Source organism: Arthrobacter sp. B2060, from assembly GCF_059090445.1.
The window spans coordinates 248967-275155 of record NZ_JBNHFR010000005.1 but is presented as its reverse complement, the minus strand read 5'-3'; the positions used below and the strand labels follow the sequence as shown (position 1 = coordinate 275155).

Sequence of the window (26189 nt, the reverse complement as noted above, 5' to 3'; positions counted from 1 at the left end):
CCAACGCCTCCACCAACAGCTACAAGCCGCCAACAACATCCCCGAACAGCACGACGGGGGCCGCGGACTACACCGCGACCCCACCGGCAACAGGGCATCCGCCCGGGCCGACCGCCACCGCAGAGGAAAGAGCTAACAATGCCTTACGATCCGTACCGCGAATCCGTAACTGACTCCTGGGACTGGGCGGCGCAATGCGCCCTATGGCGGTCCCGGGCCATCCACCAGGCCGAAAGAGCCGCACACTTCAAGGCCCTAGCTGAAGCACTCCGCAACGGCACCACCATCAAGCCCAAGGAAAACGCATGACCTATCGAAACGAGATCTTCCGCTCCCGCCCGGACATGTGGGAGAAGAACCATGAGAGGGGCGAAAACCTCCGTGTCGTACAAGCGGAACTCGCCAACCCGGACGGGATGCAACACGGTGTCGCCATATTCGCCGGGCACTACCTCATGGCAGCACTAACCGCAGAGCACGCCTGGAAGCTCGCAGACAGGCTCGCAGACGTGATCGACGGGCTGGATGCTGCGTGACGGCTGCTACCGGCAGGGCGGTTGACGCGGCACGCACCCTCATCACCGCCATAGCCGAGGACGAAACTAGGTCAGCATCGCTGGCCCTGAAACGGATCAAGCGCCAGCAGCTCGGCCCGCGCGTGCTGATCGTGTTGGCGATCATCGCAGCCGGCGCCCTGAAAGACGCCCACGGCGACGGGTGGAAGGACCACGTCACGGACTTCCCGGACAACCTGAACCAGGAGGACGTATGACCACGCCCCAAAGGCCCCCGACGGCTTACGTGCACGGTGTTGACGCTCCGGTCGTTGTCATCCCGGCAAGGGTTTGTGCGTGGCTCGAGCGGTACGCCCGTCTCAACGAGGTGCGGATCCGTGAACGCGGTGCTGACCCCGAGGTGGACGCCGTTCTCGTCGCCGTCAGGCTCGCTGCACTCACCTGGCGGACTACCGCAACCGGAACCTCAGTAGCGGCAAAACCGGAAGCCCCCACAGACTTAAATCAATGGCTCAGCACCACACAAGCTGCTGACATCCTCTACATCACAGACAGAGCAGTACGCCTCGCCATCAGCGAAAAGCGCCTGCCCGCGACGCTCGTCAACGGTCGCTGGCGCATCACCCGAGAAGACATCCAACACTTCGCCGCGGCCAAAGCCGCCCAAGCAGCATAGGAACAAGCACAATGTCCTACGACCTCTCCCGCACCCCGCAAGGCCAGAAGGCCGAAACCATCCAGTCCACCTTCCGCCAGCAGTCCGAATACGTCCGGGGCAACAAGAAGCTCACCGACGCTGGAAAGCGGCAGCAGCTCGCGCAGGTCTACCTGGAGGCGAAACGGCAGCTCGACGCACTCGCAGCCAACGTGCAGCAGCAACGTGAAACCCGCGTTTCTGCGCTTCGCCGTGACCTGTTCGGCGCGGCCGGCACCTCCGACCCGCAGCGGGCCATCAGCTTCCGCGACGCCCAAGAACGAGTCAACGCACTACAACACGGCGACTCAGCCAAGGCAGCCAAGCTGCTCGATCAGGCCGAGCTGTCCGGCGACGATGTCATGGTCAAAGCCGTCATCCAGCGGTCGCTCGAGATGTCATGGGCCGACGTAGCGAACCAGTACATCGAGAAGCACCCCTACTACGGCCAGAAGCTAGAAGAACTCTGGGGTCTGTCAGAACCGACGGACGGCATCGACACCGTTGGCCTCCTGAACGCGATGGTCTTCCGCGTCAGCAAGCCCGGCGAACTCGCACACCTCTGGGACGACAACCAGCTCGAAGCCGTAGCCAACGGCGACTAGCACCCGTCTTACGTGAAGCCAGCTCCGTCGGAACTATTCGACGGGAGGCAGTTGCGTGTATTCCCGATGCTGATGCTGGTTGTGGGGCTGTGCCGGGTATGCCGTGGTGCCCTGCGGGAACTGCTGGTGGGTTTGCTGCGGGGCAGGAGTTGGCTGCTGAGGCTGACCCTGCCCCAGAGTGAAGCTCCGAAACGCCGCGGGCAGCGAATCAATAATCCGCAAAGCACGGCTAGCGCCGATGCACATCATGATCAAACCAGCCACTGAGGCAGCGAAGCTAACGAACCCCAACCCGGCAGCGCCGGCGCCTGCACTGGAAGACGCCGAACCAGATATTCCCACTGCCATCCCTGCAAGAAGTGCACCGACGACAGACGTGACGAGGCCAGCAACGAAGATCCCGGCTGATGGTTTGAACTGCATGTTTCCCCCTAATTCCAAATGAACACCAGGCGCCAGAATATGGCACACGGCCCGTTCTTCAGAACAAGTCAAGTCAATAAGACCCAAGGACTCCCGCAGCCCGCTCATGGCGGGCTTTTTTATGCCCAAAAGAAGGACAACCAATGCCGCTTTATGCGTACGGCACCATGCCGCCCAACTCGCCAAACCCGCCCGAGCCCGTAACTGAAAACCAGTGCGAGGCAACCGAAACGAACGAACCAGAGGACGACAACTAATGGCCTTTACCTTTGAGCAGCTTTTCGCTGCTGACCCCACAAACCCGTCCAACGTGGCATCGAATACTTCAGTTCTGATCTTCGAACCGGGCGACGCCACTCAAACCCCGTTGGCGATTACCGACCCCACAGGCGGGCCATTGACCAACCCGATTCAGGTGAACGCCAACGGATTTGGGCCAGCCTTTGTACATGAAACCCTTGACCGGGTCGCGTGGGCAGGCGCCGGATTCACCGGCTTCGTAACTTCGTACGAGGGCATGAAGCAGGTCGCGGTTGACGCGCAGACCGCCGCCGAACAGGCCGCGGCCACTGCTGGGACTGACGCCGCCGCTGTCGCCACCGCCGCTATCGGGACCGCCACGAACGACGCGGAAGCAGCCGCAGCCAGCGCCGCAGTCGCAGCAACCGCAGCATCACAGGCAGCCGCACTGGTCGGCGCACCTGCTGACACCGCGATTGCCGCCGCTATCAGCGGAACCGGCACGTCGACAAAGACAGCGCTGACGACTGTGATCACGGCTCACGCTGACCCGGTTTACGAGAAGCTGGCGGTCACGGGCTCATCGCTGCCGGCTGCTGCCCAGCGTGCGGCCCGCCGCCGTGACCGTGGCATCGACGCGGCGGCAGAGTTCGGAGTTCCTATCGCGGCGGACACCGCATCAGCCGTGGACGCCTACAACGCTGGCCTAGCCTCAGCAGTGGCGGCAGTGCCCACGGGCGGCGGTGACTTGTTCCTCCGCCGTGGCGTGACAAAGACCGGGACCAGGTTGTTCACGAAGCAGGGCACCGTCCTTCGCGGTGAAGGTGTGGACGCCACAACGCTCTACATCACGGCTGCGGGGTTCAATGCCAACGTTTCGGATGTGCTCGTGAAGGACATGACCATCATGGGCGACAACGCTTCCGCACGCCAGGTCTTCCAGGCCATCGCTTCCAGCGGCGCGAAGAACTGGCGGTTCGAGAACGTGAAGTTCGTCAACATCGGCCTGACCATGGGCCGCATCGGTGCAGTGAAACCGGACGGCGTAGCGCTCACTACCGGCTGCGGCATCGACGAACACATAGAGTTCGATCACTGCGAGTTCCAGGGCTGGCTCGAGGATGGCATGGTGTGGTCGCAGGGCGTCAACCACGTCACGGTCAACCGCTCCCGGATCCACAACATCGGCACCAGCACATCCAAGGGTGACGCGGTGAAGTACTCCTACGGCGCGAAGCATGGCAGGGTCACAGACAATGACTTCTACGACCTCGCACGGGATGCTGTGGACCTCTACGACGCTTACAGCGTGGATGTCATCGGCAACAAGATGAAGAACACAGCCGTGTGCGCCGTCGAGGCCAAGTTTGAGAACGCCGCGCCGAACTCGACCTTCCGGATCCGGATCCATGACAACACCGCCACAAACTGCGGCACGTCGTTCAACAACCTCGCCCCGGTGTTCCAGCTCGCTGTGTCAGACCTAAGCGCGCGCGGCAACATCGTGGACGGCACACCTGGCATGGGCTTCCGCGTTGGGCCGGCAATGTCCACCTCATCAGCACGGGCCACTGACGGGGTATGGATGGACAACCGGGCCTACGGCTGCGGCGGTCACGGGTTCGCCCTCGCCGGCACCGACCGGCACATGATCCGCGGCAACGTCTCTAAGGGCAACGCGGGCAGCGGCTTCTATGTGCCCGCGTCCCTCAACTCAGCACCCATCGGAAACGCCACAGACAACGTCTCCACAGGCAACAGCTTCTCTGACACTTGGATGGCCTAGGCCGATTTGAAAAGCTAAGTATGCTGACGGTACTTTAGTCCGAGTGCCTCCGCGTCCCCCCATTCGCGGAGGCACCGACCTAGAAGAACCCCGCACTGCCCCACGGTGCGGGGTTCTTTGCCTCATTCGGATCCCGTAAGGCGATGTATCGTCAGAGGCCCTGGCGGACACGCTTAAACTCAGCCGCTGCCGCTCGGACGGATTTGAACAAGCTTGGCCTAGGCTGCCCTGCGATCTTGGCGTCAAGACTTAGCGCGTCAAAGTTGGACCAGTTGGTGGGGACGCCCAACTTCTTCCTGTGCGCAATGAAGTGTTTCCCAGGCTCCCTTGCCTTAGCGAGGTTAGGGCCCCACTCATCCAGGACCATCCGCTTGTCGACATACCGGCGCTGAACATACAGCCCCAGAACGTCGTACATCGCAAGTGCGCTGTTGATCTTCTTGTAGGTCCTAGGCTGTTTCTCTCGGAGAAGATCCACATCCTCCACGCTGTGGATCTTCTCAAACATCAAGCGCCTGCCATCCTGCAAATCAGGAGTGATAAGCCGCTCATGCAGTTGGAGGAACAGTTCGCGCCTAGTCTTCCGACGCGTGTGAATGAGCGTGCCGGCTGACACAACCAAGGCGAGCACGCCTATCAAGACGATCGCAAGGTCTTTCAACGTAGTCGAACTGACACCATCAGTCAGCCTGGCAAGCAACTGAATGTCATAGGCAAGAAAGACAACAATGCCACCAAACAACAGGCCGACGGCAAACACCGTCCACTTAATGGCCCTCACTATGAGCGACCAAACAAGAAGGTGCAACGCCTACCGACCGGCAGGGAATGATCTGGACCAATAAGTTTCACCGGATCACTTTATCCGGCTCGCGGCATGGTGGGGGCCAGACCCCGCCGCCGGGGGCCTGGATACCCCGGGGCATAGTCGGTCTGGCTCTGCCCACGCGCTGGTGAATCGGCTTTGTACGGGCCTCTGTGGCGCTCTACGCCCCTGTTTACAGGGAAACCGGCGGGATTCCACCCCTGATTTTTGATTTGATTTGTGGCCTTTCTGAGGCCTTTTGAAAGGACTTTATTTATGACACAGAGAACCCCGAACGGACTAGGTTCCGCGGGTAAGAAGCTGTGGTCTACGGTCACTGACGCTTTTGACCTTGGTGAGCATGAGCTTTTGGTGCTGCTCGAGGCGTGCCGGACGGCGGACACGCTGAATGAATTGGAGGAGGACCGGAAAACGCACGGCAGCGTCATTGATTCTCCGCATGGGAAGAAGGCTAACCCGGCGGTGGTGGAGGCCCGGCAGCAGCGGCTGGTGTTCGCGAAGCTCCTGGCTTCCCTGGCGATCCCTGCGGAGGTGGCGGAGTGATCCCCAAACGGAAGGCGGTCACGGATGTCCCGGCGATCCTTGCTGTTTTTGATCCTCAGCAGTGGGGATCTGTCTTGGAGTGGGTGGTTGCCCGCCGGGCTCACCTGGCGGGCTTGGCGGTGTCGGATCCTGGGCGGTGGGTGGAGTTGACGGCTGAGTCGCATCGAGTGTTGGCCGCGGTTCTGCGGCGTGGAGAACTGGTTTAGAGGGGTTCGTGATGGCAACAAATTCAAGAAATGACCGGCATTACCGGGAGTTGCGGGACAGGTTGAAGCGTAAGAGCGCCCGTGAGGGCGCGTCGTGCCATCTGTGTGGGCACCCGATTGATTATCTGCTGGAGTACCCGTCACCGATGGCGTTCCAAGCGGACCATGTGGAGGCTATCGGCGCCGGCGGGCACCTGTACGGGGAGCTGGCCCCGAGCCATGCGGCCTGTAACGGGCGGCGGCAGGCGAAGCCGCTGGATGAGGTGAAGAAGACGTTTGGGAAATTGAAGACTTCGAGGGAATGGTGAGCGTGAGGATAGGTTCTCAGAGGCCGCGCATTGAGCTGGTTCCGGACTCGGCGTATGACGCCGGGGTGGAGGCGGTGGAGCTTGCCCGTGTGGCTGGTTTGCATCTGGATCCGTGGCAGCAGCATGTCCTGAAGGGCTCCCTCGGGGTGAGGGATGACGGGAAGTGGGCCGCATCCACGGTCGGGGTAGTGCTCCCGAGGCAGCTGGGGAAATCTGTGGTGCTGGATGCCCGGCAGCTTGCCGGGTTGTTCATCCTGAACGAGCGGCTGGCGCTGTCAACCGCTCAGGAGTTCAAGACGACTTCTGAGAGTTTCCGCCGGATCATGGCCCTTATCGAGAACACTCCGGAGTTGGACGCCAAAGTCGCCAAGGTCTTCACGAGCCACGGCTCCGAGGGCATCGAGTTGAAGAACGGGAACCGGCTTCGGTTCATCGCCCGCAGCGCCGGATCGGGTAGGGGGTTCTCCGCCCAGGCCATCTATCTTGACGAGGCGTACGCCCTTACACAGGCTCAGATGGCTGCAATGTTGCCGACGCTGGCGGCTCAGACGATGACGGGAAACGTGCAGCTTTGGTTTGCGAGTAGCGCCGGCATGGAGAACAGCGAAGTGCTGGCGTCCTTGCGTGAGCGGGGGCGTAATCCGCTGTCTGAAGGCCTTGCCTATTTCGAGTGGTCGGCGCCGGATGATGCTGCCTCGGATGACCCAGAGGCTTGGTATCAGGCGAACCCTGGCCTTGGTGTGCGCATTTCGGAGGATCATGTGCGGACGGAGATGGCCACCCTTGGGGACGATGAGTTCCGTAGGGAAAGGCTAGGAGTCTGGATGAAGCTCGGTGGCGAGTCTGTCATCCCTGCCGGGGTGTGGGCTGCGGCTGCGGATGAGTCTTCAAGGCCGGGTAAGGCTGTTGCGTTCGCTGTGGACGTTCCACCAGGCCGCGAGTCTGCCACTATCTGCTCTGCGTCGTACCTGGAGGATGGCAGGATCCATTTTGAAGTTGTGGACCGCCGTGAGGGCACGTCCTGGGTTGCTACCCGACTGGCTGAACTCAAGGAGAAGTGGAAGCCCGTAGCCGTGGTGGTTGATGCCGGTTCGGCGGCTGGTGCGTTGCTTCCGGATTTGCAGCGGGCCCGTGTGCGCACGAAGCAGATCAGCCTCCGCGACTACTCGCAGGCTTGTGGCGCGTTCTACGACACGGTCATGCATGGCAAGGCCAGCCATATTGGGGAGCCGGTGCTTGATGAGGCTGTGGACGCTGCACGGCAGAAGCACATTGGCGAGACCGCGTTTTACTGGACCCGGAAGAACGTCGTCTCGGACATTTCCCCTCTGGTGGGCTGCACAAACGCCCTACACGGCCTACAGTCCAAGGCCCGTCGAACGGGTGAGCCCCGGGGCGGTCGCGTCCTCGTGTTGTAAACGTTCGTAATGTTTGATTCCGGCTACTCACGTACAGCTTCCATGATTCATTCTTAGTTGATTCGAGAGGGACGTGCATGGCAAAAAAAGTATGTGGGTTGCTGGTTTCGTTGGTGCTTGCGCTCACGGCTTGCAGTCAGCCGCAGATAATTACAGCGGCGACGGGTTCCCCAAGCAACGAACTCACAATCCCGTCGGCTGCTCCGGTAATACGACCAACGCCTCCTCCACGACCTCCCTTGCCGGACAGGCCGGTGACGTCGATGGCCGAGATAGTGGAGGGCGCGGTCATCGCGCGTTCTCAGCAACGCGGCGTCGAGATAACACCCGGCGAATGGCAAGGTCTAAGAGACTACATCTGCAACGACCTTGCATCGGGCGGAAGCGGCAGGTGGTTGAATGACGCGGGAAAGGTCGCTTCGGCAGAGATCCAGCAGGAACTAGCTGACTTGAATCTTGACGGCGCTACTATCTCTCAATGTCCCGATCTAAAGCCCGAACTGCCGCCGGGAGTTTATTCGACATCGAACATCAGCGACGACCTGGCCCGGCTCACCCGCCTGGCCTTAATGATGGACGACTATGAGTACGAAAAGCTTTTGTCGAAGTACACGGAGGACCTCGTTGCGTACGGGGAACTCTATGGTGTCGACGTTACGGGATATCTCGAAGTCCTTACTGAGCGGGGCGGGAGCGGCTACAGAACTTTGTGTGCGGATGGATGGGTGTCCTCGAGCGGAGGTGAGCAGGGAGCCTGCTCACACCATGGGGGCCTACGATGAGGGACGCGCTGTAACTATCCGTGGGCGTCTAAGGTGCGGGGACGGCCTCGACAGGGTCGTAGGCGCCAGCCGGGTACACCGTGACGCCGGTGAACTCGGCAGGTACCGCAGGCCCGGTGAGGACGAAGTCCTTCACACTCAATAGAAGGCCAGCATATTGCCTGATCCGATCAATTAAAAGTCCGTGCATGGAGGACATATGAGGGCCGATTGAGTGGCGCTCGTTAGGACGGCCCGGGCAAAACTCAGCGGGCTATAGTCAAGGAATGCAACAGCCCAACGAGGATCCTGCTGGCAGCTCCCTGGTCGAGTCCATGCCTGCTTCCAGCACAGCCGAAGACATAACTGCTGCCGGTTTCAATGCTGCCCTGAACGCCCTGCCAGTTTTCGGTGGGGTGATGTCGTCTATATTCGCGAGTGGTCTGGCGGCGTCAGATAAGAGGCGGCAAGAGGCCTGGTTCCGGCAGTTGGCGAGCGCTGTCGATGCCCTCCGGAGCCGTGAAAACCTGACTATGGACCAGGTTGTCTCCGATGAAAAGTTTGTGACGGCAGTCGTTAGGGGCGTACGCATAGTGCGCGAGACAGAAAATGCCGAGAAGCTTCGTATCGTTACCAATGCGGTCTGCAATAGCGGTAGTTGGGCCTCAAACGACGAGGCCGTACAGACGTTCTTTTTGCGCCTGCTGGAGCGGTACGAGCGAGAGCACATCTTCCTTCTCCAAGCTTTTGATGACCCGAAGAGCTTCCTACAGGCTAACGGCGTTCCTGCTGAAGATGGTCAGATGCATTGGATCTTCGCCAACATCGTTTACCAAGGGATCGCGCACTGGGAACCCCTGGCAGAGATGATTCTTCAGGACCTAGGTAACGACCGCCTTCTACAGCAGGGAGGGATCGGCCTCGGCTATCCGATAGGTGAGGCAGACCGTCGCCTCACCTCTCCTATGGGGCATGAATTTCTCATGTTCTGCTCAGAACCATCCGAAACATAACGGCGGCGTCGGCCTACAGGCCTTGCAGGGTATCGACAACCTTTTGGGAAACTTTCGATCGCGCCTTCCCGTGGCCGCTCGTTACTTCAATTTGCAACGTGGTCTTGGCGAGGCCTGACGATCGGAGTTTTTCACCCACGTCACCCGCCCCCAGATAACAGTGCGCTGTTTCGCCGGGCCCTACAGCCTTCGGAAATTGACTGTCCATCGGTGTCGGCGAAACGCTCGCCAGACCCCGCCCATCGCTCATCCTGAGCCCGATGTTCTGCACGACCGTGGATCCGGTGCGGCCTACGTTCGTAGCCTCTAGATGCAGGTACAGTCGCTTGTCGTCCCCGGATCCCAGCACGTACCCCAGCGAGGCCGACAGCTGTAGTCGGGCGTCATCCCTGAATTTGAGCCATAGGGTAACGCCGAGGGACGCCAAGGAGATGACGATCGCCAAAATTGGGAGTGCCGCACTCCACCAAGATTGCCCTGTCAGTTCGACTTTTATCACCTGGAATGCGACGTCCGACGAGTACATTGCCCAGCCTTTTCGATGGAGATAAGCGCTTTGTCAGCGTCCGAGTCTATCGTTCACTGCATGGTGAAGCAGGATCTGGCAGCGCTGGATGTTTTGCTCGAGAACAGCGGCAGGCGGCGCGGATATATTAGGGCCATGCCCACTTTCACCCTTGCCGGCGTCGCGTATGACTATCTCGCGCCAGAGTTTGAGGGCGACCCGGCAGACGTGCACTCCTGGGAGTACGGTAAATGGCCGAGGGTTGAGGCCGCGGTTCCACTCAAGGACGGCGGAACCGTGAGCGTCTACGGCGAAGCGATGCGCTGGACTCACGCGCTCATCCTCATCCGATGGCTTGACGACGAGGGCCACACTCACATGGCATGGCTCCCCAAAGACAACGCCCGCCGCCTCACCCCGTCGGAGTGGGACATCATCGAATACCACCACACCCCGCCCGAGCGGCGCCCTATCCGATGGGGCAAACGGCTCCCCGGATTCCTGCCCGAGTAGGGAAGCGGTGGCCCGCCCCGATGGGGTTTTAGGACGGGGCCACCTACCGGCGCCGCAGAAGGCGTGCGTCGTTGCGGCGGCGGATGCTCAGAGCGTAGGGACTGCAAATCAAGAAACGATCAACATTACGCTGTTGCTTCTTCCTGGCACTGGGTAGAGGCTGCGACCGGCCCGATACCATCGGTGGCATGAACGATGAGCCCATGCCGACCCCGTCTGAAGACAAGCCAGAACGGGTCAAGAACGACGACCGGCGGGCTAAGTACCCTGAGCACCTGTTGCTGTGGACCCTAGAGGATGTTGCGGCCATGTGCGGCATCAGCCGCAGCACCGCGTACCGGCACCTGAAAGAGAAACCGTGGCCGTATCATCACCGCATCGGCACCGAGCTGAGGTTCTCCGAAGCGGACATACAGGCAATACAAGCCATGTATCGCCAAGCCGCCAGTCCACCAGACAAGCGGGCCAGAAGCACGAGGATCGGGTCGGAAGCAGCCCGACGCAGAGCGCACGCCTACAACATCAGGAACGGACTCAAAGAGCCGCCAGCGCCTCGCTAAGGGGCAAAGAATAACCCCACCAGCCAGGGCCGCAAGGGTTCTTTGGCTCTTGAGGGGTTCTAGTCGTTGCTCTGCTTCAGAGCCATACCTGTTATCACCATCACGAGTCCTATGACCCCCAGTATTAAGGAGAAGATCGTAGGCATGAGGAGCGTCTCTACGCACGTGAGGTTTGATGACCCCCGAAACCAGGCAGTACCGCAGTAGGGTAAGAATTCTCCGTATGCGTAGACGGGAAGGACGCCGAGCACGAAAGCGACGGCGATAAAAGCAACTCCAACTTTCAATAGGAACTTAATTCGCGGCGTCATTGACATATCTTCGCATCCCACGCCTTTCATGTCAGCCGCGTATCCTGCCTTAAATCGAGCGCGCATAAAAGAACACCGCCTGCATTTGCAGGCGGTGTTCCCTTTTTGCGGCGTCTATGCGGCGTCTAGCGCCCGTACCTCTGCCCGCTTCTGCTCAATCAGGGCCAGCCGTGCGAGCTGCTCATCCGGACCCGCGTTCATCAGCCGGTTAATCTCCGCAACGTGGTCGGCGGTGAACCGGATACTGTCCGCGGTCGTGCCGTGGTGCGGCCAAGATGCCAGTTCCCGGTACGCCTTGCAGCTCGTAATCCCGAAGTGGCGTGCAACGTCGGACATGCTGAAAGTAGTGCTCATAATGTGTCCCCCCTGGACATTTGTTTTTGTACAGCTACGCCGCGACGGCTTGCTGTGTCCTCACACTAAACGCACTGGAAATGTTGTCCCCCGCCAGCAGCGGCAGGGTGCAGATCTTCGTCACGGCATCATGGGCCGAATTCGCATGGACCGTGCACATTCCGGGAAGGCCCGAATTCAAGGCGATGAGCATGTCGAGGCTTTCGGCTTCCCGCACCTCTCCGACCACCAGGCGGTCCGGGCGCATCCGCAACGCCTCCTTGACCAGCCGGCGCAACGGAATCTCCCCCTCGCCTTCGAGGTTGGGCTGGCGACATTGAAGTCCCACCACGTCACGCAGCGGAAACTGCAGCTCAAAGATTTCCTCCACCGTGATGACCCGCTCGCGGCTGCCGATGCTGGCGGCAAGGCAGTTCAGCATGGTGGTCTTGCCTGCCTGGGTGGCGCCCGAAACCAGGATGTTGAGTCCGCTGGCCACCGCGGCTCCGAGGAACCGGGCAGACTGCGGTGTCAGGGTTCCGAGGTCGACGAGGTGCTCGAGACGGCTCGCCTTGACGACGAACTTGCGGATGTTTATGGCCCAGTGCCGCTTGGTCACGTCAGGGATGACCACGTGCAGCCGGGAGCCGTCCGGCAGCGCTGCGTCGACAAACGGCGAGGACATGTCGAGGCGCCGTCCCGAGCTTTTGAGCATCCGCTCCACCAGGTCGCGCACCTGTTGGTCGGTGAGGCTGAGCGACGTGAGTTCGGATTCGCCGTTGCGGGCCACGTAGACCTCGTTTGGCGCGTTGATCCAGATTTCCTCGATGCCCGGGTCGTCGAGCAGAGGCTGGAGAACGCCAAATCCTGCCACGGCGTCAAAGACAAACCTTCGCGCGGTGTCAGCCGAGCCAAGCGGAGGCAGCGGACCCATCAGGGCGCGCTCGTCATAATCGCTGACAGCCGCGTCAACGAGCCGCCGGACCTCCCCGGCCTGCCGGAGCGGATCCAGGCCCCGCCGACGGATAAGCTCCCGAACTTCGTCCTCGACTATCCGCACAGCATCCATCAGGCCCCCCGTACCCCTGCCACCCCCAGCGGAGGCAGTGCAATTGGGTTAAAGCTAAGGGATCGGGATCACGAGGCATAGTCAAACAGCCAAGTTGTGGATAAGTCAGGGCGCGCCCCGGGCGGGGACTACTCTTCCCCGGCGTAGCCGAAGGGGTTGGAGCTTTGCCAGCGCCAGTGGTCCTCACACATCTGCGCGAGATCCCGGTGCGCGGACCAGCCCAGGTCTGCGAGGGCGGCGGAGGCATCGGCGTAGCTGACAGCTGCATCCCCCGGCCGCCGCGGTGCGAACTCGTACGGAATCGGGTGCCCGGCCGCAGCCCCGAACGCTTCGATGACTTCCAGCACGGACGAGCCGCGGCCGGTGCCGAGGTTCCAACGGAAGGACCCCGTCTTGGTCTCGAGGTAGCGAAGGGCGGCGAGGTGGCCAGCGGCGAGGTCCATCACGTGGATGTAGTCGCGGACGCCCGTGCCGTCCGGCGTGGGGTAGTCGTTGCCGAACACCATGACCTTCTCCCGCCGGCCCACAGCCACCTGGGCAACGAACGGCAGCAAGTTGTTGGGGATGCCGCGCGGGTCTTCCCCGATGCGTCCCGACTCGTGCGCGCCGACGGGGTTGAAATAACGGAGCAACGCGATGCTCCACCGCGGATCCGCGTCGCTCAGGTCAGAGAGGATGTCCTCTATCTGTTCCTTGGTGCGGCCGTAGGGGTTGGTGGCGTCCAGGGGTGACTTTTCAATCAGGGGAACGTGCTCTGAGGCGCCGTATACCGTGGCGGACGAACTGAACACCAGCCGGCGCACACCGGCCTTCTCCATGCTCTCCAGCAGGTTGAGCGTGCCGACGACGTTGTTCTTGTAGTACCACAGCGGCTTCTCAACCGATTCCCCCACCGCCTTCAGCCCGGCGAAGTGGATGACGGCGTCGAAGCCGCCTTCTGCAAAAACGGCGTCGACAGCGTTGGCGTCCAACAGGTCGCCTTCCCGGAATGCCGCTTTCTTGCCCGTGAGCTCTTCCACACGATGTACGGCCTCGACACTGGAATTCATAAGGTTGTCCAGCACCACAACCTCATGCCCGTCCTCGAGCAGACAAAGTACGGTGTGCGATCCGATGTACCCGGCTCCGCCGGTGACCAAAACCTTCATGGCCCCCAGTCTAGGACAGCCAGCTACTGCCGCTTGTCTATGACGGGGTGCCGGGGGCACAGATCGGGCGTTTCGCCGGCGCCTCAAACACGATCACATGTCACAGGACAACCAAGCGTCACAAAACGATCAGCTGCCACAACATACCCATTCGTCACTTCATTACCACAAATGCTAGGATTGATGCGAACATCGCTGCAGGTGTGAAGAGGGCTCAGCTCGGGGGAAGTCCAGCATCTGGGGCCACTTCGGCCCGCAGCTTCAGGCTGGGGGTAGAACAATGAACCGTTCCACGAAATGCAAGGAGTCCGCAGGCCTTGCGGGAGCCAGACGCTTGGGCCGCTTAGGCATCTCCACGCTGCTGTGCGCAATGCTGGGCATCGGCGGTGTCCTCCCCGCCCAAGCCGCCCCGGCCCCGGAAGCCGAACCCTCGAGCGGCGGCACCACTGCTGCCGGCGCGGGGACTGAGGGCACCACCGCATCTGCTGGCACCACCGCACCGGCCGAAGAACCCGGGGCCCCAGCTATAGACATGGATTCGCTCCGGGCTGAAATGGGACAACACGGCTCCTACATGGGCCAGGGCGCCAAGACCCGTGCTGCCAGCTACGAGAGGCAGCACGGAACAAGGTCGGCAGATACTCTGTCCACGCAGGCAACCAACACCTGGATGGCGCCGGGCATTCAGGGCCTGGACGTCAGCAGCCACCAGCCGACGGTCAACTGGGCAGCCCAGTACAACATGGGTGCCCGGTTTGCGTACGTCAAGGCGACTGAGGGAACTACCTACCGCAACCCGGTGTTCGGGTCCCAGTATGCGGGTGCGTCAAGTGCGAGGCTGATCCGCGGCGCCTACCACTTCGCCCTCCCCAACGTTTCCAGCGCAGCGGAGCAGGCAAACTACTTCGTCAACAACGGCGGCGGCTGGACCCCGGATGGCAAAACCATGCCGCCCCTCCTCGACATCGAATACAACCCGTATGCATCGCTCGGCAATTCCTGCTACAACATGAGCCAGGCGGCGATGGTCAGCTGGATCAAAGCCTTCTCCAATCAGGTTCTGGCACGAACCGGGCGCCTTCCGATGATCTACACCACCACGGACTGGTGGCAGACATGTACGGGAAACTCGTCGGCATTCTCCCGGCAACCGCTGCATCTTGCCGCATACTCCCGGTACGTGGGCGCCATGCCCAACGGCTGGGCGACATACAGCGTCTGGCAGTACAGCGCCACGGGTCCATTCGCCGGCGATTCCAATGCCTGGAACGGCACGCTGGCCACGCTGCAGAAATTCGCCTCGACAGCGGATGGCGCAATACCCGCTCCCTCCATAACATCGCTCGGGGACGTTGTGGCCGTGGACAGTTCGGGAATCCTCTGGGATTACCCCGCCACGGGAAACGGCACGCTCAAGCCCAGGAGGCAGATCGGAAGAGGCTGGACAGATGTCCGGTCCGTCAACGCGATCGACTGGAACGCAGACGGCGTCCTTGACCTAGTTGCCCAGTGGACGTCCGGCCGGGTCAATGTCTACCTCGGCGTGGCTGCAGGCGGATTTGCCACGGGCCCCGTTCTCGCGGCATCCGGCTGGAGCAAGTACCAACTGACCATCGGCTATTGGCTCCGGGGCAGCTACTTCCCCCACATCATTACCCGCGACGACTCCGGCGTCCTGAGACTCTGGCGGAACAGCTCAGGTTCCGGACTCGGCGCAGCAACCACGATCGGCAATGGTTGGAGCAACATCAACCTGACAATGATCGACTATGACGGCGACGGCAATCAGGACATCCTGGGCCAGGACCCGGCCGGAACCCTGCGCCTGTACCGTTCTGGCGGAAACGGCGCCTTCGTGGCGGAGCCGCGAAAGATACTGGGCGGCGGCTGGCACAAGATGACGAGCGTCACCGTCACCACCAATTTCAAGGGTTCCGGGACAAACGGCCTCATGGCGAGGAGCTCCGCGGGCCAGCTTACCTACTATCCTGTTCCGGGCAACTCCGCCTGGGGAGCGCCGGCGTCCATCGGTTCAGGGTGGACCGGCTACCTCATCGCAGGCGGCGAGAACATCAACCTCGAGGTCGCCCCGCCACCCGCCCAGCCGACGCCATCGATCCAGGCCTCCACCGACGTCGTCACGGTCACTGCAGCGGGTGACCTCTACCGGCACCCGACCGGCACGGGCACCGTCGGTGCCGAAACCAAGATCGGTGCAGGGTTTACGGGTCTCTCCTCCACCCACGTTACCGACTGGAACGCAGACGGGCTCCACGACCTGGCAACAGTCAGCACCGGCGGGGACCTGAGTATCCATTTCGCCCTGCCGGCCGGAGGCTTCGAAGCCCCGGTCCAGGTGCTCTCCGGGCTGGCAGGTGCCGTCGTCACCATCGGGCCTTGGCAACGGGCAGCAAAATACCCCGGCGTCATAGTCCGCGGGGAAAGTGGCACACTCCAGTACTATCCCAACGATGCCGGCAGAATGCTTGGCCAGCCAAGCATTGCCGGGTCAGGCTTCGTCCGCATGCACATTGTGATGACAGATGCGGACGGTGACGGCAACCAGGACATCGCTGCCGTGGACCACGCTGGGGTGATGCGGATTTACCGCTCCAACGGGACAGGCTCCGTCATCGATGAGGCCCGGACCGTCATGGGTTCCGGCTGGAACACCATGAGCAGTATCAGCCCGGCCCGGGCCTTTGCCTCGGCTACATCCAATGGCCTGCTCGCCCGGGACCGCTCAGGGCAGCTGTTTTACTATCCACTTGTTGCAGCCAAGTTCGGGACGCGGAGTTCTCAGGCCGGTAACTGGAACGACCGCTTGATATCCGGAAGCGCCAACCTCGTCGCCAAGCCCTCGCTGAACGGCACCTCTGACATCCTCACGATAGATGCCCAAGGAAAGCTCTGGAACAATCCGGCACGCGGCAGTGGGTCGGCGGCCAGCGCCTATCTGATCGGCGCCGGCTGGTCCGGTATCAAATCCCTGCACGTAGTCGACTGGAACTCCGACGGCGTCGCAGATGTGCTTGCGCAACGCGCTTCGGGTTCCTTGGCTGTCTACATTGGCGGGGCGTCTGGCGGGTTCGCTGGCCCTCAAACGCTCGCGGCCGGCGGCTTTGCCCAGACGAACATCGTTGTGGGTCCCTGGTTGAAATCCGGCACCTACCCGGGGCTGGTGGGCTATGGAGCTGACGGGGTCCTGCACTACTGGGGCAACAGGTCTGGCACCGTCCTTGATGCACCTGTAAGGATCGGCCGCGGCTGGAACTCACTGACGTTGGCCATGATTGACCTCGACGCCGACGGCAACCAGGACCTGCTGGCCGTCGACCCGTCCGGGGCCATGCGGCTGTACCGCTCCAACGGTCAGCAGGCCTTCATTGCGGAACCCCGGAGGGTGGTCGGGGCGGGCTGGCAGTCCTTCCGGCAGTACTCCGGAACGACGGGCCTTGGCGGCAGCGGGACTACGGGACTGGTCGCGGTTCAACCTTCGGGACTCACGTATTACTACCCTGTGTTGCCCGGAGGCACCTGGGGCGCCCGCACGCAGTCAGCGGTGCTCGGCCAAGCCACGACCGTGTCGATGACAACGCCCTCCAAAAGGTAGCTCCGACAGGTAGCCCCGAAAGCGGCAGCCCCCGGCAGCTGACGGCTACCCAGTTGGCAGTGACAGGACGACCGGGCCGGCTGTTGCCGGCCCGCCGCACTGTGCACTTCCTCCGACGCGGGTCCATGCAAGGTCCACGTCGCGTTCGGCAAGGAGCTCTCCGCCGGCGGACAACGCGCGTACGGTGGCCTGTTTCGGGGCGGTCATGACGGCGCTGAACTGCCACGTGCGGTCATCGACTTTCCTGCCGACATAAGGTGTGTATTTTGATGTTGCGGCAGGTGTCCCCGGTGTTGCAGGCGCACCGCCGTCTGCCTGCCCCGGGGCCAGGGGTGCCTCCGGGGTGACGGTCGTCTTCGGAGCGGTGGTCGGCTTTGGAGCAGGTATGGAGCAACTTCCGTCTGCGCAGAATTCGACAGAGCCCACGGTTTCTACCGGACCTTCGAGGATCACGGTGGCCGAGTTGCTCCATCCGATGGCCGGGCAGGGGGTGCTGGAAACGGAGCAGCCTGCTGTTCCGGAGGTGACCATCAGGATCAACGGGACGCGGAACAGCACGCTCTTCATGGACTCATGATGGCAGGTCCGGCGAAGGGGGTGCCGGCCTCCGCCAGTTTTCAAACATGACGGAGGCCCGCACCGTTCCCTATCGAAGGGAACGCTCGATGGCATCCTTCAAATACGGGGCCAGCGTCCGCGCGTAGGTCGACGTCATGTGATGGCCGTCGAAATAGACCACGACGTTGCCGATGACGCTCTGGCAGCGCCCGCTGGAACAGAAGTATTTGTCCATGTTCGCGGTGGCGATGGTTGGAAGTTTCAGTTTGGACGCAGCTTGGGTGAGAGGGTCGGGCTGGTGCCACTGCCCGACGGATCCGGAGCAGGCCGCGTAGTCAGGCTCATGGAGTGAGAGGCAGTCCGGCACAGAGCCTGTGGTGGCCTGGGGGTTGGGAGTGTCCTTGAGGACCAGTACGCGGGTGCCCGCCGCGGCCCACTTCTTCAGGTAGCTTTCATACCCTGCGGCGGCCGCTGCGAGGTTACCGGCACCACCGGGTGCCCCGTCCACCGGCCGGGCGACCCGTTCTGAAGTTACGACGAGATCGTAGGCGTCACCGGACGTCTCCCGAAGAACCCATTTTCCCCACTCCGCACAACCGGCCCCTGCCTCAGCCGTCGAGAACTTCAATTTGGCGTCGGTGGCGTTGCAGGCAGAAGCAAGATAGGTCGTAATCGTCCAGCCACGCTCATCTGCGAGGGCCTGAAGGGCCGGCAGCCAGTGGCCCGCGTGCGAGTTTCCAACCAGTGCCACACGCGTCGGTCCTGATCCGTAGGTGCATACCGGATGTTCTTCGAAAGTCGGTTCGAAGGACCAGCAATTGTCAGCGTAAGCGTCAGACTTATCGTTGATGGCGGCTTCAGGAGCCGGAGTGACCGGTCCGCTGGGTTCGGCCGAACAGCCCGCTGCGGTGTTTGCCAGGGCTGCTGCACCGAAGCATTGGTTTCCTTCTTGTGAAAGAGCTGCCACCTGGCCGGCCGATACGTCGCTGCGGTGCCGGACTTCAGCTATCTGTGCGGCCCCCAGCAGAACAACAACTGCCATGCCAGCCGCTGCCGCGAGAAAAGTGGTGCTGAGCTTCTGGCCGCGCGGGGCAGTACGGAAGCGATCCTCAACGAACTTCTTGGTCAGCCAGGACAAAACCAGTGTGAGGGCCAGGATGAGGCACTTGTCCCACAGGCTGAGGCTTCCTCCGCTGACATAGGGGACCAAAATGATCAGCGGCCAGTGCCACAGGTAAACCGAGTAGGACAGATCGCCCAGCACCCGAACCGGCGGCTGCTGAAGGATCACGGTTGGGGAATGCCGCTGCTGGGCATCAGCCCAGATGACAGCCGCCGTTCCAGCCACCGGAAGAAGGGCGGTGTAGCCAGGAAATGGCGTGCTGCCGGTATACAGGACTCCGGCGGCCACGATGGCCGCGATGCCGGCCCAGGCCACCAGCGAGTCCCGGGAGCGGGCGTCCCTCGCCGTCCGCGAGGCGGCGAACGTTGCGACGAGGCCGCCGGCGGCCAGTTCCCACATGCGCGTGGGGGTGACGAAGTAGGCGCTGGCCGGCGTGGCGGCGGTGGCATAGATGGAGTAGGCCAGGGAAATGGCGAAGACTCCGCCAACAAGTATTTGTGCCGAGGTTGTCCTGCTCCACCGCAGCCGGGCGGCGAGCCAGAAGGCTGCAAAAAACAGGATGGGCCAGACCAGGTAGAACTGTTCCTCTACCGACAGGGACCAGAAATGCTGTACCGAAGAGGCGGCGTTTTCCGCAGCAAGATAGTCCACGGAACCGGCGGCCAGGGTCCAGTTCTGGACATACAGTGCTGAGGAGATGATTTGGGTGGCGGTGTCTTCCCAGCGCGACGAAGGCGCAACGACCCGGGTTGCAACGGCCGACACCGCCAAGACGAGCAACGACGCGGGAAGCAGGCGTCGCACGCGGCGCCGCCAGAAAGCTACCAGGTCACGTCCACTCAAGGGGGGACTTGAGAGGATATGCGAGGTGATCAGGAAGCCCGAAATAACAAAGAAGACATCCACACCCACGAAGCCGCCCGTCAACCGGTTCGGCCACAGGTGGTAGAGGACAACCATGCCCACCGCCAAGGCCCTGAGTCCCTGGATATCAGCGCGGATTCGTCCCGGGGAGCCCGCGGCCTTACCGGACTTGGAACCCGCTGCAGGATCGGCTCGCTGGAGCGTTGCGGGATCTGCGGTCACGTGGGAAGCTCCTACTTTTGGGGTCGGGGTGGCTGTTTTCGGCCAAGGCAATCCCGTCTACGATACCCGGTGAGACCCTGCCCTCGCATTTCCGGGGCTGGCGCCGGCACCCAGGAACCCGTTATTTCTGCAGCGGCGCGGCATCCTTGCTGCGCGGGAGGAAGTGCCGCTTCAGCCATTTGCCGACCTTGTGGAAATGGCGCTCGACCAGCAGATAGTAAGCGTAAGCGAGGATGTTGCAGATGATCAGCGACAGAAGAATCAGCTGCCACGCCGACAGCACGGAATGCAGGTAGAACCAGATGTACGTAATCACGGAGAAGTGCACGAGGTACAGGGAGTAACTGAAGCTGGAAAGGAAGATACTGCCGGAGACGAACCACCTGCCGGCGGATGTCCGGAACGAACCGCGGGCAGGACTGTCCCCGCTGTCAGCAGTGCGCGCGGCCCTTCCTTCCAGCGCGAAGAACAGGTGGCAGAACGCCACCGCGGACGCCGCCACCGTCACGGCAGCATGGAGGTTTTGCCCGGTGTAGTGCAGTCCTGCCACGAACACGGCGGAAGCAAGGCCAAAGAGCCACAGGTGCGCTGATATGCGCATCCGGCGCAGGGAAGGGGCTGCGATGGCGTACAGCATGCCGATGATCCAGGCCAGCGATTCATAGGATCCGTGGGCCATGTAACCGACAGGGACCGCGATGGCGAACAGCAGAAGGGCAACCCGCAGGAACCCCATCCGCTTCCCGCTCAGCACAATGAGTGCCAGGATCCCGAACGCCACATAGATCCACCATTCCGCGACCACGGACCAAAGGGGCGCACCGGTCCCCACGGGACCGACGTCGATCCAGGACGTCGAGGTCCTGGCGGCAACCTCCTGGAGCACCGGGTGGTTGAACAGCATCGTAAAGCTGCCGGCAATCGCCTGGGGGCTGAGATCGATACTAATGAAGGGCAGCCGCCTGGAGCCGTGGAACACGAGGAAATCAAAGGCAACTATCAGTGCAACGGCAGGCAGAAGAGGGTAAACAACCCGCGCGACCCGGTCCATCAGGTAGTTCCCGAAGGTAAACCCCGCGTGGCTGCGTTTCTTGAGCAATGCACTGGTGATCAGATAGCCCGAGAGGACGAAGAAAATGACCACGGCGAAAGACTGGATGTAAAAGACACGCTGTCCGGGGACCATAAAAATGCCCGGCACGAAGATGTTGAGGGCGTGACCCAGCACGACGGCCTGGGCCGAAATGCCGCGGGCGAAGTCAAAGAAGACAATGGTGCGCGGGGCCGGCTTGGCCGCCGCATGTTCCGTGGCCGACTTCGGCGGAGCCGCAGTTTCCAGGCTGCTGGTGCCAGTCATTGTGAAGCCTTTCCCGTCCGCTTTGCCCTGCGCTGGTGCCATAGTGCCAGTCCGCACCCTGATGCCACGGCCAACACGCCTGCCGTGATGATGCCGGACACGATGTCCCGCGGCACCATCAAGAGCACCACGACATACCCCACCGCGGCAAGACAGCACAGCGCATAGGTGCGCATCGGCCACCCGCCGGGGGCCCGCCGTCGTGCGACCAGAAAGTAGACGCCGCCCAGCAGGAAAAACGAGCCGGCAGAAGTCGCCGCCATCAGCACCAGGTTGCCGCTGGAGGCCGGCCAGAGGGCCGCCAGGGCCGAAACGACCAGCACAGACGGCGTCACGACCGCCAGAATCCAGGTCATCTTGTCGGCGAACAGCAGAGAGGACGCGTTCAGGTACAGCAGGTAACCCAAGGCAATCAGGGGCATTATCTGCGCCACGGGAATGAGGTCTTCCCGCCCGACAGCCATGACATGGGTGACCACGTTGGCTCCGCCGCTCGCCACGACGACGATCGCAAGCCCGGCGAAACTGGCGGTCTTCATCACCGAGCGCACGCGCTCCGGCCTTTCACCGGGCTTGGCCGACATGATCGCAGGCACCCAGGCGTTGTTCAAAGCCCCCAGCAGCGTCACGGTGCCCAGGACAAAGATCTGCACCTTGCCGTAGTCGCCGGAGACGCCCTCGGCTGCCACGGCTGCCAGCAGGAACGCCGCGCCCTGAGTCAGCAGCATCATGGAACCGGTGTGTGGCAGGACCGGAAGGCCAATGAGCAGCGCCTCTTTGGCAGCGCCGTGAACAGAGAACGGCGGCGCCGGCGGCGCCACAAACAGTGACGCGACGGCTGTCAGGAAGACCGCGGCCCCGAAGCCGACCATGAATACACTGGCGGAAGCACCCACCAGGAGCATCGCAATCAGGCCCACGCCATAGGCGGCCACGGATGAACCGAGGCTCAGCAGGACAAACGCCACCGGGCGGCCCTGCGCCCTCAGCAGCGCCTGGGCGGCCAGCACTGTGGCAAGCAGGCCCATGGTCAGCAGCGCGATGGTGAAGCTGAACGCGCCGTCGCTGCCTCGCGCCAGCCCCCAGTAGGCAGCCGCCGCGAGGACGCCCACCACCGCGCCGAACAGGCTCAGGAAGCCGCTGATCGAGCGGGCTTTGGCTGCGCCGTTGTGATCGAACCACGTCTTGGTGATTGCCAGCGGAAGCCCCGCGGCTCCGAGCACCACGCCGACCTGGATGACGGAGACGGCCAGGAAGAGTTCCTGCCACTCGGCATCGTCGTTGAGCACACGGAGGGCGAACGGCTGCACCAGGAAGATGCCCAGCCCCTGCATGAGCGCACCGGCCAGATACAGGACGGAGTTCCTGCCGGTTCGTTCCATGGCGCTGCTGTTCCCGGACTCGGCAACATCTGCCCGCCCGGAGCTACTCACCGCTGAGTTTGAGCCACTCGTGGACCCGTTCGATCACGCGGGACTGATCGTCTTCCGTGAGATCGGTGGAGCACGGCAGTGAAAGGCCCCGGGCGAACAGGTCCTCGCCGATGGCGCCGTCAAGGGTCAACTCATGACTCAGCGGCGGCTGCATATGCAGCGGACGCCACAGGGAGCGTGATTCGATGTTGACCTCCGCCAGGAAGTCCTGCAGTTCGTCCCTGGCCCCGGCACCGCGCGATGCCGGAACGAGCACCGAGTACAGCCAGTACGTGGATTCCTGCCCCGGGAGCCTCGGCGGGGTTTCGATCTCAGTGCCGTCGAAGGCATCCGCGTAGCGTGCGGCGATTTCACGTTTCTTCGCGACAAACCCGTCCAGCCGTTCGAGCTGTGCCACTCCAAGAGCCGCGGCGATGTTCGTCAGCCGGTAGTTGAAGCCGATTTCGTCATGCAGGTAGCCGCGGTCCGGAAGCCTGGCCTGCGTCGACAGGTGCTTGGCCTTCGCCGCCAGTTCGGGATCATCGGTGGTGAACATGCCGCCGCCGCCGGTGGTCATGATCTTGTTTCCGTTGAACGAGAACGCACCCATGTGCCCGACGGTCCCGACGTGGCGGCCTTCCAGCGGCCCCTCGGTCCACATCGCGCCGAGAGCCTCCGCGGCATCCTCGATCAGGATGATGCCGTATTCATCCGCAAGTTCCCGCGCGGCCTGGGCGTCGGCGGGCTGGCCCAGGATGTGCACGATCTCGATGGCCTTGGGCAGCTTCTCCCCCGCCGCCGTCCTGCGCTCGATCTCCCGGCGCAGGCTTGCAACGTCCATGCACCAGGACTCGGCCAGCGAGTCCACGAGCAGCAGGTCGGCGAACTGGTAGGACGCCGCGTTGGAACTTGCCATGAAGGTGAAGTCCGACACGGCGACCAGGTCCCCGGGCTGAACGTCGGCCAGGCGCATCGCGATGTGCAGGGCCGCGGTTCCCGACGCGCATGCCACGGCGTGCTTGGCGCCGACGTAGTCAGCGAACTTCTGCTCGAATTCGGAGACGAACTGCCCCACGGAAGAGACAAACCCGCTGGCGACGGCTTCGTTCACGAGTTCGGCTTCACGCTCACCGATATTGGGTACAGCTAGGGGGATACGGCTCGCCACAATTGACCTTTCTGGCAAAAACTATCGGGAGTATCGTGCGGCAGCGGAAAGGTCCACGCCGCGGGCCTTGATCCATTCGGCGGATTCGCGCAGGCCCTCTTCGAGGCTGACCTGCGGTGCCCAGCCGAGTTCGGCCAGCGCCTGCGACGGGTCCGAAAGAAGGTGCATGACTTCGCTGGCTTCCGGGCGGACGCGCTCGTCCTGGGTGATGATTTCCGCCGTCGATCCGGTGACCTTGCGGGCCATTTCAACGAGTTCCCCGATGGAGACGTCATAGCCGGTGCCGAGCTGGATGACCTGGCCCTCCAGCGGGATGTCCGCGCTGGCTGCCTTCACGAATCCGTCGGCGGTGTCTGTGACATAAGTGAAGTCGCGGCGGGGGGTCAGCGATCCGAGGTGGATCTTGTCGGCGCCGGCCACCATCTGCTGCAGCACTGTGGGAATAACCGCACGTGCGGACTGCCGGGGACCGTAGGTGTTGAACGGACGCAGCACCACAACGGGAGTCTCGAACGAGCTCGCCCACGCCTCGCAGAGCTTGTCGGCGGCGATTTTCGTCGCGCTGTACGGGGACTGGCCGCGGAGCTCGTTTTCGATGGTGATCGGCACGGTCTTCGGGGTGCCGTAGACCTCGGACGTGGAGGTGTTCACCAGCCTCGGCACGTTGTGGCGGCGCACGCCCTCGAGGACGTTCAGCGTGCCAACGACGTTCGTCTCCACGTACGAGCGGGGTGCCTCGTAGGAGTAGGGAATCGCGATAAGGGCCGCGAGGTGGAGGACGACGTCCGAACCGGCAACGAGGTCGGAGACGTACTCCGCGTCGCGGATGTCGCCGAGGCGCAGGTCCACTGAGTCACGCTCTTCCGGGCTCAGGTCATCAAGCCACCCGTACGAACCGTTGGAGTTGTAGACGCAAAGGGCACGCACGTTGGCGCCCTGGGCGATCAGCCGCTGGGTGACGTGGCTTCCGATGAAGCCGTCCGCACCCGTAACAACCACGGTCTTGCCCGTAAGGTTCTGCTGATTCAAGGTGATCACTGGCCTTTCGCTGTTGCTAGGTCTTTGGGTGTTCCGACGTCGATCCAGTCGGATTCGATCGGCCATGCGGCCACCGTCTTGGACTGCTCAATGCAGGCCTGGACGAGGTCCGGCATGGAAAAAGGTTCAAGGTATGGCACCAGCGCGAGCGCCTCCGGCGATACGGCGTAAATCCCCGTGCTGATTTCGAATTCAATGCTCGGCTTCTCGACCACAGCGGAGATTGAGCGGTTCTCGCCGATGTCCAGGACGCCGAAGGGCACCTGGTGGACATACGGCCGGGCGGCAACGGTCACGCTGGCGTTCTTGGAAGCGTGGAAAGCGAGAAGCTCCGCAGCCGAGTAGCGCACCATGAGATCCGCGTTGGTGACCAGCACCGGCTCGGAGATGTCCGGCCGTTCGTGGTAGAGCAGCCCCAGGGCACCGGCGGTGTTGAGGGGCTTGGCCGGGTCCTCGTGCAGGTACTTGATCGTGCAGCCGAGCCGGGAGCCGTCGCCGAGGTGGTCCATGATCTTTTCCGCCAGGTACGCCACGGAGACGTAGATGTTCGTGACGCCAGATTCCACCAGCCCCAGGATGATCCACTCGATGATGGTCCGGTCGGCGACGGTCATCAGCGGCTTCGGGGTGTCCTTGGTCAGCGCGCCCAGGCGCGTGCCCTTGCCACCGGCCATGATGACGGCGATATTGCTCAGGGACGTCCGCCCCACAATGTCGTTCAGGGTGTGCAGTCCGACGAGTTTGCCGGAGTCGTCAACGACCGGAACTTCGCTTATCCGCAGGCTGCGCATCAGGTCCAGCACCGAGGCGCGCGTGGCATCGGGCCCAACGACGTGCGGTGCCCGGTTGGCGTACTCGTGGACGAGTCCGTCGAGTTCGGCCCCCTTCAGCAGGCCGCGGCGGATGTCGCCGTCGGTCAGCACTCCCTGGAGCTTGCCCGCCTCGTCGGTGACGAGGGCGATCGCGGACGCACCGCGGTCGATAGTCTCCAGCGCCTGCCTAACGGTGGCGTCCTGCCCGATGCAGACGTTGCCGAGGGGCCCGTCAATACTCATAC

General features: G+C 62.5%; 26 protein-coding genes and 1 pseudogene. 13 read left to right on the top strand and 14 right to left on the bottom strand.

The features are described from left to right. Positions 1-138 precede the first annotated feature (138 nt). From AC5RUM_RS11725 to AC5RUM_RS11705, 5 genes are read left to right on the top strand one after another with little or no spacing between them, the layout of a single operon-like run. Complete coding sequence (locus tag AC5RUM_RS11725; RefSeq protein WP_494035086.1) at positions 139-309, top strand: hypothetical protein; 171 nt, start codon at positions 139-141, stop codon at positions 307-309. Next, entirely contained in the window at positions 306-536 is a 231-nt protein-coding gene (locus AC5RUM_RS11720) for a hypothetical protein (RefSeq protein WP_494035085.1), read from the top strand. The genes AC5RUM_RS11725 and AC5RUM_RS11720 overlap by 4 nt, the downstream gene beginning before the upstream one ends. After that, positions 533-772, top strand: a complete 240-nt coding sequence (locus AC5RUM_RS11715) for a hypothetical protein (protein ID WP_494035084.1) — start codon at positions 533-535, stop codon at positions 770-772. The genes AC5RUM_RS11720 and AC5RUM_RS11715 overlap by 4 nt, the downstream gene beginning before the upstream one ends. Then, on the top strand, positions 769-1191 hold the full coding sequence (locus tag AC5RUM_RS11710; protein WP_494035083.1) for a helix-turn-helix domain-containing protein: 423 nt from the start codon (positions 769-771) through the stop codon (positions 1189-1191). Before AC5RUM_RS11715 ends, AC5RUM_RS11710 begins: the two co-directional genes overlap by 4 nt. A gap of 11 nt (positions 1192-1202) precedes the next feature. Next, on the top strand, positions 1203-1814 hold the full coding sequence (locus AC5RUM_RS11705) for a hypothetical protein (RefSeq protein WP_494035082.1): 612 nt from the start codon (positions 1203-1205) through the stop codon (positions 1812-1814). 33 nt (positions 1815-1847) lie between these two features. Here AC5RUM_RS11705 and AC5RUM_RS11700 read toward each other — a convergent pair whose 3' ends face one another. After that, positions 1848-2381: a hypothetical protein gene (locus AC5RUM_RS11700; RefSeq protein ID WP_494035081.1), complete on the bottom strand. Its 534-nt coding sequence runs from the start codon at positions 2379-2381 to the stop codon at positions 1848-1850. Positions 2382-2493: 112 nt separating this feature from the next. Here AC5RUM_RS11700 and AC5RUM_RS11695 point away from each other — a divergent pair, with 112 nt between their 5' ends. Then, complete coding sequence (locus tag AC5RUM_RS11695; RefSeq protein WP_494035080.1) at positions 2494-4263, top strand: right-handed parallel beta-helix repeat-containing protein; 1770 nt, start codon at positions 2494-2496, stop codon at positions 4261-4263. A 151-nt stretch (positions 4264-4414) separates the two neighbouring features. Here AC5RUM_RS11695 and AC5RUM_RS11690 read toward each other — a convergent pair whose 3' ends face one another. Then, positions 4415-5044 carry a DUF4760 domain-containing protein gene (locus AC5RUM_RS11690; protein ID WP_494035079.1) on the bottom strand — a complete coding sequence of 210 codons (630 nt, stop codon included), beginning with the start codon at positions 5042-5044 and terminating at the stop codon, positions 4415-4417. A 300-nt stretch (positions 5045-5344) separates the two neighbouring features. Between AC5RUM_RS11690 and AC5RUM_RS11685 the strand changes: the two genes are divergently transcribed. The 4 genes from AC5RUM_RS11685 to AC5RUM_RS11670 all read left to right on the top strand — a co-directional run bounded on the left by AC5RUM_RS11685 (position 5345) and on the right by AC5RUM_RS11670 (position 9338). Continuing rightward, positions 5345-5632 (top strand): terminase, encoded by a 288-nt coding sequence (locus tag AC5RUM_RS11685; protein WP_494035078.1) that lies wholly within the window; start codon positions 5345-5347, stop codon positions 5630-5632. A 507-nt stretch (positions 5633-6139) separates the two neighbouring features. Further along, entirely contained in the window at positions 6140-7564 is a 1425-nt protein-coding gene (locus AC5RUM_RS11680) for a terminase large subunit domain-containing protein (protein WP_494035077.1), read from the top strand. A 263-nt stretch (positions 7565-7827) separates the two neighbouring features. Beyond that, a complete protein-coding gene (locus tag AC5RUM_RS11675) occupies positions 7828-8346 on the top strand; it encodes a DUF3761 domain-containing protein (protein WP_494035076.1) in 519 nt (172 codons plus the stop codon). Between the two features lie 266 nt (positions 8347-8612). After that, positions 8613-9338: a hypothetical protein gene (locus AC5RUM_RS11670; RefSeq protein WP_494035075.1), complete on the top strand. Its 726-nt coding sequence runs from the start codon at positions 8613-8615 to the stop codon at positions 9336-9338. Between the two features lie 13 nt (positions 9339-9351). Here AC5RUM_RS11670 and AC5RUM_RS11665 read toward each other — a convergent pair whose 3' ends face one another. Next, on the bottom strand, positions 9352-9864 hold the full coding sequence (locus tag AC5RUM_RS11665; RefSeq protein WP_494035074.1) for a hypothetical protein: 513 nt from the start codon (positions 9862-9864) through the stop codon (positions 9352-9354). A gap of 135 nt (positions 9865-9999) precedes the next feature. On the opposite strand from AC5RUM_RS11665, the gene AC5RUM_RS11660 reads away from it, so the two are divergent. Continuing rightward, positions 10000-10356, top strand: coding sequence for a hypothetical protein (locus AC5RUM_RS11660; RefSeq protein ID WP_494035073.1), 357 nt, complete (start codon positions 10000-10002; stop codon positions 10354-10356). Positions 10357-10544: 188 nt separating this feature from the next. Further along, positions 10545-10916, top strand: a complete 372-nt coding sequence (locus AC5RUM_RS11655; protein WP_494035072.1) for a helix-turn-helix transcriptional regulator — start codon at positions 10545-10547, stop codon at positions 10914-10916. A 59-nt stretch (positions 10917-10975) separates the two neighbouring features. Here the strand turns inward: AC5RUM_RS11655 and AC5RUM_RS11650 are convergent, their stop codons facing one another. From AC5RUM_RS11650 to galE, 4 genes and pseudogenes are all read right to left on the bottom strand, one after another. Further along, positions 10976-11227 (bottom strand): hypothetical protein, encoded by a 252-nt coding sequence (locus AC5RUM_RS11650; protein WP_494035071.1) that lies wholly within the window; start codon positions 11225-11227, stop codon positions 10976-10978. 114 nt (positions 11228-11341) lie between these two features. Then, positions 11342-11581 (bottom strand): hypothetical protein, encoded by a 240-nt coding sequence (locus AC5RUM_RS11645; protein ID WP_494035070.1) that lies wholly within the window; start codon positions 11579-11581, stop codon positions 11342-11344. Positions 11582-11636: 55 nt separating this feature from the next. After that, positions 11637-12629: pseudogene (locus tag AC5RUM_RS11640) on the bottom strand (TadA family conjugal transfer-associated ATPase); the annotation flags it as partial. A gap of 128 nt (positions 12630-12757) precedes the next feature. After that, complete coding sequence (gene galE, locus AC5RUM_RS11635; protein WP_494035069.1) at positions 12758-13777, bottom strand: UDP-glucose 4-epimerase GalE; 1020 nt, start codon at positions 13775-13777, stop codon at positions 12758-12760. Between the two features lie 280 nt (positions 13778-14057). Here galE and AC5RUM_RS11630 point away from each other — a divergent pair, with 280 nt between their 5' ends. Next, positions 14058-17390: a GH25 family lysozyme gene (locus AC5RUM_RS11630; protein ID WP_494035068.1), complete on the top strand. Its 3333-nt coding sequence runs from the start codon at positions 14058-14060 to the stop codon at positions 17388-17390. A 45-nt stretch (positions 17391-17435) separates the two neighbouring features. Here AC5RUM_RS11630 and AC5RUM_RS11625 read toward each other — a convergent pair whose 3' ends face one another. The 7 genes from AC5RUM_RS11625 to AC5RUM_RS11595 all read right to left on the bottom strand — a co-directional run bounded on the left by AC5RUM_RS11625 (position 17436) and on the right by AC5RUM_RS11595 (position 26187). Next, entirely contained in the window at positions 17436-17957 is a 522-nt protein-coding gene (locus tag AC5RUM_RS11625; RefSeq protein WP_494035067.1) for a hypothetical protein, read from the bottom strand. A 79-nt stretch (positions 17958-18036) separates the two neighbouring features. After that, positions 18037-20157 (bottom strand): acyltransferase family protein, encoded by a 2121-nt coding sequence (locus AC5RUM_RS11620; protein WP_494035066.1) that lies wholly within the window; start codon positions 20155-20157, stop codon positions 18037-18039. 121 nt (positions 20158-20278) lie between these two features. After that, positions 20279-21514 (bottom strand): acyltransferase family protein, encoded by a 1236-nt coding sequence (locus tag AC5RUM_RS11615; RefSeq protein ID WP_494035065.1) that lies wholly within the window; start codon positions 21512-21514, stop codon positions 20279-20281. After that, the gene (locus tag AC5RUM_RS11610; RefSeq protein WP_494035064.1) at positions 21511-22896 is read right to left on the bottom strand and encodes a lipopolysaccharide biosynthesis protein; all 1386 of its coding nucleotides are present in this window, start codon (positions 22894-22896) and stop codon (positions 21511-21513) included. The genes AC5RUM_RS11615 and AC5RUM_RS11610 overlap by 4 nt, the downstream gene beginning before the upstream one ends. A 43-nt stretch (positions 22897-22939) precedes the next feature. After that, the gene (locus tag AC5RUM_RS11605) at positions 22940-24094 is read right to left on the bottom strand and encodes an aminotransferase class I/II-fold pyridoxal phosphate-dependent enzyme (RefSeq protein ID WP_400578557.1); all 1155 of its coding nucleotides are present in this window, start codon (positions 24092-24094) and stop codon (positions 22940-22942) included. A gap of 21 nt (positions 24095-24115) precedes the next feature. Continuing rightward, positions 24116-25132 (bottom strand): SDR family NAD(P)-dependent oxidoreductase, encoded by a 1017-nt coding sequence (locus AC5RUM_RS11600; RefSeq protein ID WP_400578558.1) that lies wholly within the window; start codon positions 25130-25132, stop codon positions 24116-24118. Beyond that, positions 25129-26187: a sugar phosphate nucleotidyltransferase gene (locus tag AC5RUM_RS11595; RefSeq protein ID WP_494035063.1), complete on the bottom strand. Its 1059-nt coding sequence runs from the start codon at positions 26185-26187 to the stop codon at positions 25129-25131. The genes AC5RUM_RS11600 and AC5RUM_RS11595 overlap by 4 nt, the downstream gene beginning before the upstream one ends. Between the last annotated feature and the right edge of the window lie 2 nt (positions 26188-26189).

Coding starts and splice junctions, on each gene's coding strand:
- AC5RUM_RS11725 (WP_494035086.1), top strand. CDS start 139: ATGCCTTACGATCCGTACCGCGAATCCGTAACTGACTCCTGGGACTGG.
- AC5RUM_RS11720 (WP_494035085.1), top strand. CDS start 306: ATGACCTATCGAAACGAGATCTTCCGCTCCCGCCCGGACATGTGGGAG.
- AC5RUM_RS11710 (WP_494035083.1), top strand. CDS start 769: ATGACCACGCCCCAAAGGCCCCCGACGGCTTACGTGCACGGTGTTGAC.
- AC5RUM_RS11705 (WP_494035082.1), top strand. CDS start 1,203: ATGTCCTACGACCTCTCCCGCACCCCGCAAGGCCAGAAGGCCGAAACC.
- AC5RUM_RS11695 (WP_494035080.1), top strand. CDS start 2,494: ATGGCCTTTACCTTTGAGCAGCTTTTCGCTGCTGACCCCACAAACCCG.
- AC5RUM_RS11685 (WP_494035078.1), top strand. CDS start 5,345: ATGACACAGAGAACCCCGAACGGACTAGGTTCCGCGGGTAAGAAGCTG.
- AC5RUM_RS11680 (WP_494035077.1), top strand. CDS start 6,140: ATGGTGAGCGTGAGGATAGGTTCTCAGAGGCCGCGCATTGAGCTGGTT.
- AC5RUM_RS11675 (WP_494035076.1), top strand. CDS start 7,828: ATGGCCGAGATAGTGGAGGGCGCGGTCATCGCGCGTTCTCAGCAACGC.
- AC5RUM_RS11670 (WP_494035075.1), top strand. CDS start 8,613: ATGCAACAGCCCAACGAGGATCCTGCTGGCAGCTCCCTGGTCGAGTCC.
- AC5RUM_RS11665 (WP_494035074.1), bottom strand. CDS start 9,864: ATGTACTCGTCGGACGTCGCATTCCAGGTGATAAAAGTCGAACTGACA.
- AC5RUM_RS11660 (WP_494035073.1), top strand. CDS start 10,000: ATGCCCACTTTCACCCTTGCCGGCGTCGCGTATGACTATCTCGCGCCA.
- AC5RUM_RS11655 (WP_494035072.1), top strand. CDS start 10,545: ATGAACGATGAGCCCATGCCGACCCCGTCTGAAGACAAGCCAGAACGG.
- AC5RUM_RS11650 (WP_494035071.1), bottom strand. CDS start 11,227: ATGACGCCGCGAATTAAGTTCCTATTGAAAGTTGGAGTTGCTTTTATC.
- AC5RUM_RS11645 (WP_494035070.1), bottom strand. CDS start 11,581: ATGAGCACTACTTTCAGCATGTCCGACGTTGCACGCCACTTCGGGATT.
- galE (WP_494035069.1), bottom strand. CDS start 13,777: ATGAAGGTTTTGGTCACCGGCGGAGCCGGGTACATCGGATCGCACACC.
- AC5RUM_RS11630 (WP_494035068.1), top strand. CDS start 14,058: ATGAACCGTTCCACGAAATGCAAGGAGTCCGCAGGCCTTGCGGGAGCC.
- AC5RUM_RS11625 (WP_494035067.1), bottom strand. CDS start 17,957: ATGAAGAGCGTGCTGTTCCGCGTCCCGTTGATCCTGATGGTCACCTCC.
- AC5RUM_RS11615 (WP_494035065.1), bottom strand. CDS start 21,514: ATGACTGGCACCAGCAGCCTGGAAACTGCGGCTCCGCCGAAGTCGGCC.
- AC5RUM_RS11610 (WP_494035064.1), bottom strand. CDS start 22,896: ATGGAACGAACCGGCAGGAACTCCGTCCTGTATCTGGCCGGTGCGCTC.
- AC5RUM_RS11595 (WP_494035063.1), bottom strand. CDS start 26,187: ATGAGTATTGACGGGCCCCTCGGCAACGTCTGCATCGGGCAGGACGCC.